Source organism: Parabacteroides sp. An277 (assembly GCF_002159645.1).
GTDB lineage: Bacteria > Bacteroidota > Bacteroidia > Bacteroidales > Tannerellaceae > Parabacteroides.
Map to the genome: position 1 here is coordinate 24,924 of NZ_NFJB01000010.1, position 16,003 is coordinate 40,926.

Below are 16,003 nucleotides of genomic sequence, written 5' to 3' on the forward strand. Positions count from 1 at the left end.
AAATGAACGTAAAAAGATTAATTGGGAGCATACTGTTAGGATTCATGGCTTTAATGCCTGCGTATGCCGACGAAGGCATGTGGGTATTGAAAGAACTGAACAAACAGAATCTGGCCCGCATGAAAGAACTGGGATTCAATCCCTCGTATGAGCAATTGTATAGCGAGACCGACCCGTGCGTGGCCAATGCGGTAGTCATCTTTGGCGGAGGCTGTACGGGTATTACGGTTTCAAACGAAGGTCTAATCTTCACGAACCACCATTGCGGGTATGGTTCGATCCAGCAATTGAGCAGCGTAGAGCATGATTACCTGAAAGATGGATTCGTTTCGCAAAGCAAAGAGGAAGAATTGCCCGTGCCGGGATTGACCGTCCGCTATTTGCGCGAGACGATCGATGTGACGAACCGCATCGTATCTGAAATCGAAGGCATCGGCGAGGAATATAAACGCGTGATGGCGGCCGATTCGATTGGCCAAGTGTTATGCGACTCGATTGGTACAGACGAGTTCAAGGCAGCACAAGTAGTACCGTTCTATTCGGACAATAAATACTATTTAGTCGTGTATAATGTATTCCGCGACGTGCGCATGGTGTTTGCCCCGCCTTCGTCAGTCGGTAAATTTGGCGGCGATACGGATAACTGGATGTGGCCACGACATACGGGCGATTTCTCTGTTTTCCGCGTCTATGCAAATGCCAAGAACGAGCCGGCGGAATACGCAAAAGAGAACAAACCGTATCAACCCAAATATGTGGCAGAAGTATCCCTGCAAGGCTATACAGACAAGGATTATGCCATGACAATCGGCTTCCCCGGCAGCACGAGCCGTTACCTCTGTTCGTGGGGCGTACAACAACGTATTGAGAGCGAAAACGTACCGCGTATTGAAGTACGCGGCATCAAGCAGGATATTTGGAAACGTGCCATGTCGGCCAGCGATGCAGTTCGTATCAAATATGCGTCGAAATACGCAGGTAGTTCCAATTACTGGAAGAACTCTATCGGCATGAATAAGGGTTTGGCACGCCTTGGCGTCATCGCCCGCAAGCAAGAACAAGAGAAAGCGTTTGCCGCATGGGTGGCGCAAGATGCACAACGGAAAGCTAAATATGGCGAAGTACTGAAGATGCTGGAAGAGGGGTATACGTCGTCGGACGAATGCCAGCGCGCTTTGACCTACTTGATGGAATCTTTAGAGCGCGGCACGGAAATTGTAGGTCTGGCACGCATGGTCAATAGTTTCGACCCGGTTGGCTCGACTCTCGAAGAACGCCGCATCTTCCTCGAAGACCGTATCCAACCGTTCTTCAAGGATTACGAACCTACGCTCGACCAAGAGGTACTCGCCGCCATGATGCAAATCGCTAAACAGCGCATCCCGGCCAAATATCTGCCAGATGTATTTACGAAGATTGACAAGAAATATAAAGGCAATTACCAGAAATACGCAGCCGACGTCTTCAAGAAGACCAAACTCCTTTCATACGAGAATATTGTAGAGCTGATTGCCAATCCGAAGAAGAATGCCAAGTTGAAGAAAGATCCTGCGTTCGAACTCAGCTTCTCTTCGCTTGTGGCTATGCTGAATCTGCGGCAAGAGATGAACGACGCTTCCGATAAAATCATCCAGGGCGAACGTCTTTACCTGGCCGGTTTGATGGAAATGTATCCGGAAAAGACTTTCTATTCAGACGCGAACTTCACCATGCGCATGAGTTATGGTAGCATTGGCGGCTATCGTCCTTACGACGCGGCGTGGTACACTTACTTCACGACTGAGAAAGGTATCCTTGAAAAGCAAGATCCGACGAGCGACGAGTTTGCTGTACAACCTGAAATTCTCGACCTAATCAAAGAACGAGACTTCGGACCTTACGCCAACGCGGACGGCGACCTCCAGCTTTGCTTCCTGACGAACAACGACATCACCGGCGGTAATTCCGGTAGCCCGATATTCGATAAGAACGCCCGCCTCATCGGCCTCGCCTTCGACGGCAACTGGGAAGCCATGAGCGGCGATATCGCATTCGAACCGGAATTACAACGTTGCATCGGCGTTGACATCCGCTATGTCCTCTTCATGATAGATAAGTGGGGCCAATGCCCGCGCCTGATAGAAGAGCTAAAGCTGGTGAAGTAATCGGAACACGTTATTAGCTAATAGGATAACACGTTTTAAAGCGTACGATGCAAAGAGTTTGCAGCGTACGCTTTAATTGTAATGTGCCGAGCGAAACAAAGAGCGTGCAGAAAAAACAAAATGAATAGTCGCAATAACCCGCCTGAATCCTGAACAGGCCGAAAACAATAAGAGGCTATCTCGCGACAGCCCCCTACCTTTCAGTTTATCTTTCAATAATTATTATGAAAAACCACAGTGCAAAAATATACTAATTGTCAATAATGCGTTCTTCTTTGACAACGCAAAGATATATCTTTTTCATTCAACACTTATTACAAGCGTATGAATAAATAAGCAGATTAATATTTTTTCTTTCGCCCTTTTCCTTTTGAATGTTCAAAACGGCGTCCTTTTCGTTTTTGGCCACTGGGAACAGCCTCAACCGAAACCTTCCGATTACCCACTTGCAATACCCGAAAACTATTAATAATACGTTCAACTTCTGCATTTTGCACATCAAAGGTAGAATACAGTTTCTTCACCTCGATACGACGCATCCGAATGCCACCGCCCACTTGTTGATACACCAACTTAATCAGCGAATCTTGTCCCAAACCATCGATACCGCCTAAATTTATCCGCAAATGCGTATATCCATTATTACTATCCGTTTCTTTCTTAGCTTTCGCTTTCTTTGCAGGAACCTCAGTTTTTACCTTCTTAGACTTAGGCTCATCGCTCAGTACTTTAATATCGCCATTATTCTTATAATATTCAATCATGCGATTAAATTCGAGCGAGACGATACGCTTAATTATATCCTCCTTATCAAGCCAATCTAGTTTGCGGAAAATTTGAGGCATCAAATCAGCAATTTCCTCTTCGTCCACCTTTACCCGTTCGATTTCATCCATAAAGTTGAAAAGCTGCTTCGTACAAACCTCTTTGCCAGTCGGGACCTTTCCTGCCTCAAACTTCTTATTGATAACCGATTCAATATCCCGGATTTTACGTTTCTCGCGCACATGACAAATACAGATAGAAATACCTGTTTTTCCCGCACGCCCAGTTCGTCCACGTCGATGTGTATACGATTCTACATCATCCGGGAGCCCATAATTAATTACATGCGTCAAATCATCTACATCCAAACCACGAGCCGCCACATCCGTAGCCACCAATAATTGCAAATGGCGAATCCGGAACTTTTGCATCACATAATCTCGTTGCGATTGACTCAACTCACCATGCAACGCATCTGCATTATATCCATCCCGAATCAACTTATCCGCAATTTCTTGCGTTTCTTTACGCGTACGACAAAAGACAATGCCATAAATATTAGGATAATAATCGACAATACGTTTTAAAGCCACATATTTATCTTGTGCACGTACCATATAATAGATATCACGGATATTTTGATTTCCCTCGTTTTTACGTCCGATGACAATTTCTTTCGGTTCATACATATATTGCTTGGCAATAGCAGCAATACCCTTCGGCATCGTAGCTGAGAAGAGCAACGTATGACGTTCTGCAGGAAGAGCCTCGAATATCGCATTAATACTTTCCGAGAATCCCATATCCAACATCTCGTCCGCCTCATCTAAAACGACATTTCCCACACCACTTAAATCCACTTTCTTACGACGCATCAAATCCATCAAACGTCCCGGAGTTGCCACCAAAATATGTACTCCTTTCTGAAGCATATTAATTTGGCTTTCAATACTTGAGCCACCATAAACGGGCAACACTTTGAGACGAGTAATATATTTCGAATAATCCTTTAAATCGTCTGCTATCTGCAAGCACAATTCGCGCGTCGGACACAAAATCAATACTTGTGGATAAGTATTTTCAACCACGACCCGTTGCAATAAAGGCAAACCATACGCCGCCGTTTTTCCCGTACCTGTCTGAGCCAACGCGATTACATCATCATTTCCTTCCAGCAAAATAGGAATTACCTCTTCTTGCACCGGCATAGGAACCTCATAACCTAACTCTTGGATTGCGCGCAAAATAGGTTCTGCAATCCTCAATTCTTCAAATGTCTTCAAATTATGTGTATTTGTAAATATATAAAATGCTTAAGCGGGCACAAAGATACGCAATCCTTTCTACTTTAACAATATCTCTCGCAATTGTGCTTGATCTTGAGAAGAAAAATGCAGCTCTTTCTCAGTATATTCTTGAAACGAATCATATTTCCGATCAATTTCTTGGTAAGCAATATCTAAGAAACTCTCTTTGGCAGAGAGAAGCACCGTGATAGTCTCCTGCGCATCTAGACTCATCGAACAAGCATCTTTCGCAAAAAAACCTACGTCAATATAACGGTTCGACGCTAAATAATCTTGCATCACGCTTTCACGCGGGACGTCCAGCAAAGTAAGCAACAAAGAAGAAAGAAAACCTGTCCGGTCCTTCCCCAAATCATCTTGTATCAAGATCGGATAGTTCGCCTCATCTAAAAACAGATGCAATGCTTCGCCAAACACATCATAATCTTGAGTGACAAATTGAAGGTATTTATCCTCCATATATAAAATGCCATCTTGCTTCCGAAGCGTATTTGCCTGCAAACGCTCCATAAGCGCATCCCTATCACCATCTGAAATCGATACACGAACCACGTTAGCTTTTGCAAAAGAAATAGGAGCTGCTTCTACTTCCTTTTTTGAACGAAGATCCAAAATCGTACGAATACCTATACTACTCAGGCGTACAGAATCTCGCACATCAAAGCGTTCGATAGAACCCGAGCGATAAATCATACCCCATTTCATTTGCTTTCCTTTGGAAGTATAATAACCACCTAAATCGCGGAAATTCTGTATATTATCCATAAAGGAATAACGTGCACTTACATCATATTGATATTCTCCATCAAAAATAAGGCGAAAATACAATCGTTTTAAGTTATCATTGGTAATGAATGTAGTTACACCGTCTTCTATTTTTGCCGATAATGCCGGAACGGACATATCGAAATTTTCGGGTGTCGCGGAGGCATATACTTGCACCTGTCCTTTCAATTTAGGATCTGTTTCCCACTTGAGAATATAATTACCCACTTCATCCCGCACGCAAACCACGCGGATATTACCGGCTTTTGGCGTACATCCTACAAGCCATATCCACATCCAACCTATCAAGCCTAATGCGCACCATTTCCTATTCATACGATGAACCTCTTACCTTCATTTTGCACAAAGATAAACGAATACACGACTACCTATTTCTACATTATACTAATTTAACCTCCTTTTTAGAGTTGGTAATTCTTGGCGAAATCCCGCGAAATATAATTATCCATGTGCTGACATACTTCGCTGGATAAATCCAAACCACAACGGATTATCTTTTGCCATTGTATCTCGGTCAATGTATTCAAATCTTTTTTCCTAATGTTATATTTCAAAAGTCCATAAAGAACACCTGCATTGAAATTATCACCCGCGCCTATTGTACTAACCAACGGAATTTCAGGAGCATCATAATGAGCTTTCACGCGTTCCGTGCGAAGATCTACCCCTTGGCCTCCATGCGTCATCAGAAAATTTTTACAATAAAATTGGACATGCTCCTGATAAACTTTATCTACTTGGTTTTCTTGAAACAGATTCTCAAAATCTTCATCAGAACCTCGGATGATATCGGCAAATTCAAAATTCTCGAGAACGGTCGGCAACAAATGGATAGCCTCATGGACATGCGCTTTCCGGAAATTCGGATCATAGTAAATGATAGCCCTCCGCTCGGTAGCATATTCTACAAACTCACGTACTCGTTTCCTCAAAACAGGATCTACACAGAAATAGGAACCCATGATAAAAATATCATCTTCGTCTATGGGAGGGAAAGGTACATCCAACCGTCGATTAGGGAAACTCTTATAAAATGTGTAATGGGCATTCTGTTCTTCATCGAGAAAAGCCAACGAAATCGGACTTTTCCCATCTGGGAAAAAATCGATGTATTGAGTCGAAATATGATTCTCTTCCATGAAAGACTGAATAAGCCCCCCCACTTGGTCTTTACCCAATTCGCTAATAAATAACACTTCATTACCCAACCTTCCTAAAGAAACCAGGCCATTGAATACCGACCCGCCCGGAACAGCCGCATAGGGCTGGTTGTTCTGAAAGATAATATCCAAAATAGTTTCGCCGATGCCGATGATTTTCCTCATATTGCGTCTCCTTTCTTCTTACTTATTTTTCTTCCTGGCTCTGCGCGCGGCTTTTTGAACCCAGATAACCACCATGATGTCGTTTGGCATATTCTCGATTGGTGAAACCGATTTTCTTCATGGTCCGTACGACAAGGATATCGCCGATGACGGTCATGACCGTAGTCGAAGTAGTGGGCGTCAGTCCCAAAGGACAAACTTCGGCCGGCGCACCTGTAGGCAAACAAATGGCCGCTTCGCGCGCCAACTCGCTCCCCGGATTACCGGTAATGACGATAAATTTCATCGCTGGTACTAATCCACGTGTGAGACTAACCAGTTCGACCAGCTCCCTTGTCCGTCCGGAATTGGAAACCAATAACATGAGATCATTCTCCCGCACGATACCCAAATCGCCATGTTGCGCTTCGCTGGGATGGAGAAACGATGCCGGCGTGCCCGTTGAACTGAAGGTCGTCGCCATGTTCATGGCAATCTGTCCTGCCTTACCCATACCGCTGGTAATCAATTTTCCACCACGATGATGTACATATTCGATGATTAAATCCGTTGCCCCTTCGTAGTCTGAAGTCAACGGGATGTTGCGCACCGCATCTGCCTCTTGCGCTAATATGGCAGCTATTTCTTCGTTTACCATTGTCTCATTTCTAATTTGATTGTAGGCACAAAACTACAATATTTTTTGCACATGGCAAGGGTAAACAGGAAATGGGGGAAAAATCCATGTGAGAAACTTTCAAAATATTCATAAAATCAACCTATCACACATTTTACAAGAAGTAAAATCGAAACACACCGGCGTAAATGAACATTGAAGGGCTTCAAAACTCAATCTCTCCGGTTCAAGTTGTGACACTCCTCTACATGTCACGTTTCTTCCTTTTTCCATCGCTTCCTTTCCCTTTTCGCCATCTTTTTCTATCTTTGCGTCCATATTAATCAAAATAAACACAAACAGGCCATGAAAAAAATCGGATTACTGCTGGCAACGCTTTGCTTCGGAACAAGCCTTTGGGCCGGAAATGGATGGAAAGAGACACGCCACGTGATTTTCCAACCCAGCAATGCTGCAAAAATACAAATGCTTCAACCCGACGAGTCCGTCGCTGCTACCATCGAACTAACTCAAACGGAAGTCCCTACGCACAAATATCTACGAGTCGTGGGGAATGTCCGAATGCCTATTCCTTTCGAAAAAAGAGGAGAAGAAATGTTTCGGCGGGTAGAATATCTCATCGACGACAATCTGGATTCCCTCGTGCGGCATAATGACACTTATTCGCTTTATTTCAAAGGAAATGGAGAAGCATTCGAGCGATATGCCTATTACCGCCTTGAAAAGGAACTACTCGGAGCAGGAGAATTGGAAATCCGAGTACCAGTAGTCCGTCAACAGAATCTACAGGTATCGCCTCAAGGGGAATTTGGCCTCGAACTGGAAATCTATTACGACCAACCAGGACGGGCAGCCGAAGATATTTACGACACCCCAGATTCTATTCTGTTTGTACCAATTTCAGCCGGCACTTCCGGCTACCGGGAAATCAAGCAAAGTTTCCGTTTACCCTCGCATGTCGCTTGCATCTTATTGCGTGCTGGCGGTCATTTGTTTTCAGGCGAATGCTGGTTGGAAGCACCACGCTTATACCTGAACGGAAAAAACATAGGCCAGATACCATTTATCAAACAGGCACAACAGACAGACAAGAAAAATTATTGGGTAGGCGTGAATCTCTCTACCCGCAGTTGGCCGCGTTGGCGCTTAAAACGGAACGGTCAAGTTATCTTTGAAGATTACATTTTCGATAGGGCTTCCAACATAGCCGACTTTTATATTCCATTGCCTCCCGATACGAAATCAGGAGACCAGATTGAGCTCTCTCTCCGAAAAGAGGCACACCGCGCTGCTTTCCCTTACGAGCTCCGTTCTATTGAAATCATCGAAGAAACCGCACGTCCTTTTGAAATCATCAGTGTTCCTCGTTTCGTGCGCCAACAAAGTGATTTTGGCATATTGATTGAAACCAATCAACCCAACGTGCGTTTAAAAATCTCTGCAAAAGGAAGCGAGCCGAGCGAACAAATAAAACAATGTGTCGACAAAGGCCTACACGTCGTACAATTACGAGCGGGCAAGGCGGGAGAATCTATTCCTATCCAAATTGAATCGTCCGGACAAATCCAACAAGATACTGTTTGCCAAGTCATCGCGCAGAGTGGCGAACCCATTTACCTCTCATCCGGAGATGAAATATACATGGATAAGCAATACGGCATTTACGACTATTTTTTTAAATGGTATATTTCACAACGCATCGGGAACTGGTACCAATTCCGCCCCTCCTATCAATGGAGCGGATTCCGCATGGCTAATCCGGAAATCATTCGGCACTACGTTCTCCTGCTCGACCAACTGAAAATGCCCTATGCTTGGCAAGTAGAAGGCCGCACATTGGCCAGCACGCGTATAAATCCATCCTTGGAGACATTACAAACTCCGATGTTCCACGGGAAACAAGCACACGAGAATGATGGCGGTTATTATTATTGGCAACACTTTCATTATCAAGGGTTATTCTCAGATATGGCAGCCCGGGCACGTCCTTTTGGAGGTATTTTTGCCAAACATCGTCCAATCTATACCAACCATGGTACATTTATCCATTACGATACGCAGGGCGTGCAGGATATGGCCGACGGAGCTCGGACGTTCGTTGCCAATATTCGTTCATCCAAAGGAGAAAGTACACGCCATACAGGCCCCTCAACGCTCTTCCGTTATTTATATCAAGCCGGATATGAATGGTTGGGCGCCGAACAAATGTATGGACCGGAAGAAGTTATCCTTTCTGCATTACGCGGAGCTTCGTACGCTTACAGCAAGACACAATATGGGACGCTCCACGCCATGCAATGGGGATCTGGACCTTTCACCGATCCATGTCATGCCTTGCGTCTTTACCTTTCACTGGCTGTAGCTTATATGCATGGTTCCTCTCATCTCAATACCGAAGAAGCTCTTTGGACGGATGAATACGCGAACGACCGATATACGAAGTCTGGAAAGGAACATCTCCATGCACAACATCAAATGCTGGATTTCATTGAAACGCATAGCCGCCGAGGAACACTCACGAGCCGCGTCGCCGTTTTGCAAGGAAAAAACGATGCTTGGAAGTCATTCGGACGCGGACCACTTTGGTCACAAGATGGAAAGAAATGGAAATTCAATGCTGCTTGCGAGAGCTTTGACCTTCTCAAGGTCTTTTATCCCGATAATATCATTGATGGATGCGGCCCGGAAGGATGGTTTACGACAACGCCCTACGGCACCATCGATTTATTACCCATAGAAGCGCCGCAAGATGTAATGAATCGTTATCGCGCCCTTATCTTTTTAGGCTGGAATACGTATGATGCAGATTATTTCGAGCGCATCCGGAATTATGTATTCAAAGGCGGGACACTTTTACTCTCTGCTGCGCATTTGAATGCCGAGTTGCAACCCGACATGCCTCCCTGTTTCCCGAAGGAGGACTCCCTAATTCGCGAACTTTTAGGTAATAATTATGCCTCTTTAACACAAAAGACCGAAATCTCGTATGGTTTAGGCAAAATCATTTATTTCCCCCAGAAAGCCTATCCGGCAGAAGAGAGTTTACGGGAAGCTTATTGCACGGAAATGGAAAAGATAGCCCAAGAGGCCATTAACCATGAACCAGCGAAAGGATGGATAACTCCTTCTCCTGAAATCGGCTTTACGGTATGGGACGATGCAGGGCGGCGCACCCTTTATCTACTCAATACAGACTGGCAAAGCGACAAGGAACTACGCAATGCCTCTTTTGTCTATGGAACAAAGCAATTTACCATTCCTGTACGTCGTTACCACATCGAAACCATTCATTGCGCACAAGGCTTAGCCTTACGGCCCGAAGCCAATACAAGCGATGTGCTTACCATCGAAAAGGACAACGAAGGTTGGAAAGTCTGCGTGCAAACGACCGGAAAGGATACATTACACTGGATGAATGCCCTGACAGGAGAAACAGGAAGTTTTGCCATAACTGATGCAGGAATCCATGAGTTGATAGTAAAATGAACAGCGAGGGAGAAAAGGAAGCCGAATTAATCCGTCGAATGGCACTCTGGAATGACGAGGACGCTTTTCGCACCTTGTTCTATGATTTCTTTTCTCCTTTATGTGTCTTTGCACGACGTTATCTCGAATCAATAGATGATTGCGAGGATGTCGTGCAAGAAGTATTCTATCGCCTCTGGAAGAATCGGACGCAATTACACATCGAATCATCCGTCCGCAACTTCCTTTTAACCAGCGTCCGGAATGCCTGTTTAGATACATTACGACGCCAGATGGCCGAGGAAAACTGGATTGTCCATTTACAGGAACATAAAAAAGAAGAAACAGACACTTCCGACTTCTATACAACGCACGAATTGGAAGAACTCCTCCGAACCGCTTTAGGAAAGTTGCCCGAACCCATTGCTGAGACTTTCCGGCTGAACCGCTTTGAAGGAAAGACCTATGCGGAAATCGCTGATGAAAAAGGGCTTTCCATAAAAACCATCGAAGCTTATATCTCGAAAGCCTTGCGTCTTCTCCGAAAGGAATTGAAGGATTATTTGCCTTTTTTCGTAGGATTTTTAGGATAATTAGATAGGGTAAGCAGGCATAGGCTTCGTCAATGAAACAGAACAAAGGAATATGATGAACGAAGAAGACAAGAAAATAGAAGATTGGTTAGAGCGGTTGCAGATGCAACGCAAAATAGATGTAGACAAAAACTGGAAGCAATTGCACCAGCGCATTCATCGAGACGAGACAAAACGACGCTTACTTCGCATCGCATACCGGATGGCAGCCGTTTTGTTATTGCCTGCCTTGCTCCTTTCCGGCTATCTATATCAGCAACTCAACCAATTAGAATCCCAACCGATAGCGCAAGTCGAGTTAACTACGGCCTACGGGGTTGTATCCAAGGTTAAACTATCCGATGGCTCGGAGGTATGGTTAAATTCTGGTTCGAAATTAATTTATCCTTCGCGATTTGAAGGAGAAAAACGGACGGTATTCTTATCTGGCGAAGCCTATTTCCATGTCATGTCCGACCGCACACATCGTTTTGAAGTGCAAACCGGGCATGGATTGGTGGTAAGCGCTTACGGGACAGAGTTCAATGTTCAAGCCTACGACGATGAAACCGACATTATTGCCACATTAGCAAACGGGAACATCGAAGTTGAACAAACGAATACCCGCCAACGCGAAGACTTACAACCCGGCGAACAACTTATTTACACGAAAAAAGAGGGTAAAATGCAGACAAAAGAAGCCAGCCTCTTGGCTGAAACCGCTTGGCGAGAGGGTAAAATCGTTTTCCGCCGAACTCCCATGCAAGAGGTAGTCCGTCAATTGTCGCGCCACTTCAACGTCGACATCCAATTGCAAGGAAAAGAACTCTACGAATATACCTATTCGGCCACGTTTACGACCGAAACCCTCACGGAAATCCTTGATTTATTAGAAAAAACAGCCCCTATCCGGTGTGAAATCATCCACCCGGAACCAACCGCCGATTATGCCTTCTCGAAAAAGAAAGTATGGATTCATTCCTTACCTTGAACGAAAATGCCGAAGGGCTTGACAAAAAATGAAAAAGATACGAGGAAATCTCTATCTTTAGGCTAAAGATACATATCTTTAAGTTGCAGATACGTATCTTCAGACTGAAGATATATATCTTTAATCTAAAGATAGAAAATTCTTCGGATGTTTTGAACTTTTGAAAAGGGCTTTTGAAATATAGCCCAAGGCTTTCCGAAAATAAATTCGACATAAATCAAAAAAAGTAAGAATTTCCCATAGGGTATTTCCCGACTGGTTTCGTCAATATAGCAAAGACATTTTAATAATAACACAGTAAAAAAGTAATATCATGAAGAAAGAAACAGACACCGGATAAGAAAAGAAAAGCGGAGACGTTGGCTCGCCTCCGCGCGTAAACCCCGCTGCCTTGCCCGAACATCCTACCTTTCGAAAGGCAGCCTTAAGAGATAAACAAGTATTTACCTAAATGATTTACAGCGTAAAAATATGAAGAAAATTATAACACTTCAGCATTTTAAATCATCTTATGATTTATTACCTAAAATACCCATGCGTATGCGGATTACATCATTATTGTTAGCCGGTTTTCTGGTGCAGACACAAGCCGCCTCGCTCTATTCGCAAGAAACGCGTATCTCGTTGGAGATGAAAAATACAACGGTAGAAAAAGTATTGGACGAAATCGAGGCGAAGTCCGATTATTCTTTCTTATATAATCATACCCTAATCAATGTGGATAGAAGGGTCTCTATCGATGTGGATGCGAAAGACATCGAATCGGTACTTCATACCCTTTTCAATGGCACGGATGTAGTTTATACCATCAAAAATAACCAAATCATCTTAAGCAGAAGGGCAAACCATCAGGTAGAAAACCCAGCCACACAAGGGACACAACAACGAAAGATGGTGAGCGGTACGGTAGTAGATGCTTCCGGTGTGCCTGTGATTGGGGCAAATGTCTATGAGAAAGGGACAACCAACGGTACGATAACCGATATGGACGGTCGTTTCTCTTTAGAAGCAAGTACCAGCTCGACACTGGAAATCTCGTATATCGGCTATACGGCCCAAACGATAAAAGTAGGCCATCAAAACACTTTTCACATCACCCTGAAAGAAGATTCCAAAGCATTGGAAGAAGTGGTGGTGGTTGGTTATGGTACGCAAAAGAAAGTGAATCTGACAGGAGCCATATCAACAGTGAAAATGGATGACGTAATAGGAAATCGACCTGTAGGCAATACGGCGCAAGCATTAGAAGGTGCTATTCCGGGTTTGCAAGTAAGCCGCAATAATGGCAAACCAGGTACGACTATCAATATGAACGTACGAGGAGCGACTTCGATCAACGACAATACAAATGGGGCGCCTCTGGTCTTGGTAGACAACGTCCCGATGGATATAGACTTATTGGATCCAAATGACATAGAAAGTGTAACGACTTTGAAAGATGCTGCCGCATCGGCTATCTATGGAGCACGTGCGGCTTTTGGTGTGATTCTTATTACAACTAAGCAAGGGAAGAAAGATGCTCCGATGCGGGTAACTTACAATAATAACTTTTCTTTTTCCCAACCAGCCTCTTTGTTGGATAAAGTAAATCCTTATCGGACTGTACAAACGTATGCCGACATGGGATTACAACGCTATTACGGAGGGCAAGATACAGGGCAATGGCTCCAATTTATAAACGAATACGACCAAGGACAACATCCCGAAGGTTATCTGTGGTCGGATGGCGTTCGATATAACCTGGCGGCATCCGATGTGATCGACGACATGATGGCCAAAGTCGGATTCCAACAACAACATAATATTTCTGTTTCAGGAGGAAGTAAAAAAGCAACTTATCGTGTGGCATTTGGTATGATTGATGAGAACGGTGTATTAGTAGGAGATAAAGATACTTATAAAAGATATAACGCATCAGCTTTTGTAAGTATGGATGCGAATAAGTACCTAACCGTACAAACCGATATCCGTTATTCAGATTCTAATACTTCTACAGCCGTTGGCGGAACATCCGAATGGGGTTCTGCCGGGATATGGGCTTTTGCACAAAATCGTCCATCCAATACGCCATTAGGTTCTGGATATACGACGGAAGATGGTACAGAATTATTGCCATACGGCACACCACGTAACTTCTTGGAACTTTCCACTCCTAAAATAAATAGGAACAATAATATCCGTCTATTAGGGCGATTGATCGCAAAGCCTATTCAAGACTTAGAAATTATAGGTGAATACAGCTTTAACCGTTATTGGGCATCCGAAAGGACATTCAACGACCAGTTCGATTTCATAGAGACCATAACAGGTGAAAGGAAAACATCCTATAATACTTCCACCTATACCATGCTCCAATCCTTCGAGACGACCAATGCCATCAACGCGTATGCAACCTATAGCAAAGAAATAGACGATCACTCCTTTTCGGCGATGGTGGGTTATAACCAAGAGAATTGGTATAGCGAATCATTACAAGCGTCCAGACAAGACCCTATTAATCAGAAATTGCCATCCATTTCTCAATCGACCGGAACGATAGAATCCGAAGATCATTTCTATGAATATGCGATACGAAGCTTATTTTATCGCGTGAACTATTCTTATAAAGGGAAATATCTATTTGAAGCTAATGGTAGATATGATGGATCTTCTCGTTTTCCAAAAGATGATCGTTTCGGATTTTTCCCGTCTTTCTCAGCAGGATGGCGTATATCCGAAGAAGCTTTTATGGAAAGTACGAAGGATTATCTTAATAACCTAAAGTTAAGAGCTTCATGGGGAAGCATTGGCAATCAAAACGTAGATTATTATGCCTACTTGGCAACGATGGCAGCTAACAGTAGCTTGAATTGGATCCTTCCAGGTTCCGACAAATACGTTACAACACTCGATCCTCCTGGATTAGTAAGTTCTTCATTTACTTGGGAAACTGTAAACACATTGGACGTGGGTATAGATTTGAATATGTTCAATCGATTAGGCATTATTTTCGATTGGTATAAACGAGATACCAAAGATATGTTGACTGCAGCCCAACCTCTGCCTTCTGTCCTAGGTGCATCTGCCCCAAAAGTCAATGCGGCAAACATGACGAGTAAAGGTTGGGAATTGTCATTGACATGGAATGACCAAATAGGGAAAGTAAAATACAATGTGGGTCTCAATCTATATGATTCAAGGTCTAAAATAACAAAATATAGTAATGACGAGCAGTTACTGACCTACACCGATACGGAAGATAACGTCGAGAAAACTTATTATCGGGAAGGTATGGAGTTTGGAGAGATATGGGGCTATCAAACGGACCGTTTCTATACGGTAAATGATTTTGTAGACGGTAAATTGAAAGAGAATATTCCTGCTTTCCGTGGCCAAAATAGGGATAATGTACAACCTGGAGACATCTTATATAAAGACTTAGATGGCGACGGGGAAATAAGCAATGGAGATAATTCATTGAATAACCCTGGTGATTTGAGTGTCATAGGGAATAGTACTCCGCGCTTCCAATATGGAATTACAGGAGGCATTTCTTATCGCGACTTCGATTTGTCTTTCTTCTTCACCGGAGTGGGTAAACGCGATTTGTGGATTAGCCAATTATGGATACCAAGTGGACAATTTCCTTCAGCAATAGAAGAATATCAAACGGATTATTGGACGGAAGAAAATCAAAATGCTTTTTATCCACGTTTGTATGGAGAAGGTGGAAATGATAGCTATAACCACCAACGCCAAACGAAATATCTATTTGACGGTTCTTATGTCCGTTTGAAGAATGTAACGATTGGGTATAATCTTCCGAAAGCAATCTGTACGAAACTAAACATTCAACGTTTTAGGATATTCTTAAGTGGTGAGAATTTATTTACTATACACCATTTACCCACAGGATATTATCCGGATACGTATAGCATGTCTCCAGGAAGTAACAAGATAGATGCCAATATCGAAGGTGATTCAAGCGCAAACGGTTGGGCTTATCCTTTGATGCGGCAATATTCATTCGGTATTAACCTTACATTTTAATTA

General features: G+C 43.6%; 9 protein-coding genes. 5 read left to right on the forward strand and 4 right to left on the reverse strand.

Annotated features, from left to right (window positions below; all coding sequences use genetic code 11):
• Positions 1–2: 2 nt before the first annotated feature.
• Entirely contained in the window at positions 3–2,144 is a 2,142-nt protein-coding gene (locus tag B5F77_RS05505; RefSeq protein WP_087328778.1) for a S46 family peptidase, read from the forward strand.
• 341 nt (positions 2,145–2,485) lie between these two features.
• Here the strand turns inward: B5F77_RS05505 and B5F77_RS05510 are convergent, their stop codons facing one another.
• The 4 genes from B5F77_RS05510 to B5F77_RS05525 form a co-directional block, all read right to left on the reverse strand.
• On the reverse strand, positions 2,486–4,192 hold the full coding sequence (locus B5F77_RS05510) for a DEAD/DEAH box helicase (protein ID WP_087328780.1): 1,707 nt from the start codon (positions 4,190–4,192) through the stop codon (positions 2,486–2,488).
• Positions 4,193–4,252: 60 nt separating this feature from the next.
• Positions 4,253–5,317 carry a tyrosine-protein phosphatase gene (locus B5F77_RS05515; RefSeq protein WP_087328782.1) on the reverse strand — a complete coding sequence of 355 codons (1,065 nt, stop codon included), beginning with the start codon at positions 5,315–5,317 and terminating at the stop codon, positions 4,253–4,255.
• A gap of 86 nt (positions 5,318–5,403) precedes the next feature.
• Positions 5,404–6,327 carry a carbohydrate kinase gene (locus B5F77_RS05520; protein ID WP_087328784.1) on the reverse strand — a complete coding sequence of 308 codons (924 nt, stop codon included), beginning with the start codon at positions 6,325–6,327 and terminating at the stop codon, positions 5,404–5,406.
• Positions 6,328–6,349: 22 nt separating this feature from the next.
• The gene (locus B5F77_RS05525) at positions 6,350–6,964 is read right to left on the reverse strand and encodes an SIS domain-containing protein (RefSeq protein WP_087328786.1); all 615 of its coding nucleotides are present in this window, start codon (positions 6,962–6,964) and stop codon (positions 6,350–6,352) included.
• 324 nt (positions 6,965–7,288) lie between these two features.
• On the opposite strand from B5F77_RS05525, the gene B5F77_RS05535 reads away from it, so the two are divergent.
• From B5F77_RS05535 to B5F77_RS05550, 4 genes are all read left to right on the forward strand, one after another.
• Positions 7,289–10,429, forward strand: a complete 3,141-nt coding sequence (locus B5F77_RS05535) for a hypothetical protein (protein ID WP_087328790.1) — start codon at positions 7,289–7,291, stop codon at positions 10,427–10,429.
• A gap of 38 nt (positions 10,430–10,467) precedes the next feature.
• Positions 10,468–11,001, forward strand: coding sequence for an RNA polymerase sigma-70 factor (locus tag B5F77_RS05540; protein WP_239445740.1), 534 nt, complete (start codon positions 10,468–10,470; stop codon positions 10,999–11,001).
• A 52-nt stretch (positions 11,002–11,053) separates the two neighbouring features.
• Entirely contained in the window at positions 11,054–11,971 is a 918-nt protein-coding gene (locus tag B5F77_RS05545; RefSeq protein WP_087328794.1) for a FecR domain-containing protein, read from the forward strand.
• Between the two features lie 471 nt (positions 11,972–12,442).
• On the forward strand, positions 12,443–16,000 hold the full coding sequence (locus B5F77_RS05550; RefSeq protein WP_239445741.1) for a TonB-dependent receptor: 3,558 nt from the start codon (positions 12,443–12,445) through the stop codon (positions 15,998–16,000).
• Positions 16,001–16,003 lie beyond the last annotated feature (3 nt).

What these genes read in the sequence shown, in the direction of transcription:
- B5F77_RS05505 (WP_087328778.1), top strand. Translation starts at nt 3, where the DNA reads ATGAACGTAAAAAGATTAATTGGGAGCATACTGTTAGGATTCATGGCT.
- B5F77_RS05515 (WP_087328782.1), bottom strand. Translation starts at nt 5,317, where the DNA reads ATGAATAGGAAATGGTGCGCATTAGGCTTGATAGGTTGGATGTGGATA.
- B5F77_RS05520 (WP_087328784.1), bottom strand. Translation starts at nt 6,327, where the DNA reads ATGAGGAAAATCATCGGCATCGGCGAAACTATTTTGGATATTATCTTT.
- B5F77_RS05525 (WP_087328786.1), bottom strand. Translation starts at nt 6,964, where the DNA reads ATGGTAAACGAAGAAATAGCTGCCATATTAGCGCAAGAGGCAGATGCG.
- B5F77_RS05535 (WP_087328790.1), top strand. Translation starts at nt 7,289, where the DNA reads ATGAAAAAAATCGGATTACTGCTGGCAACGCTTTGCTTCGGAACAAGC.
- B5F77_RS05540 (WP_239445740.1), top strand. Translation starts at nt 10,468, where the DNA reads ATGGCACTCTGGAATGACGAGGACGCTTTTCGCACCTTGTTCTATGAT.
- B5F77_RS05545 (WP_087328794.1), top strand. Translation starts at nt 11,054, where the DNA reads ATGATGAACGAAGAAGACAAGAAAATAGAAGATTGGTTAGAGCGGTTG.
- B5F77_RS05550 (WP_239445741.1), top strand. Translation starts at nt 12,443, where the DNA reads ATGAAGAAAATTATAACACTTCAGCATTTTAAATCATCTTATGATTTA.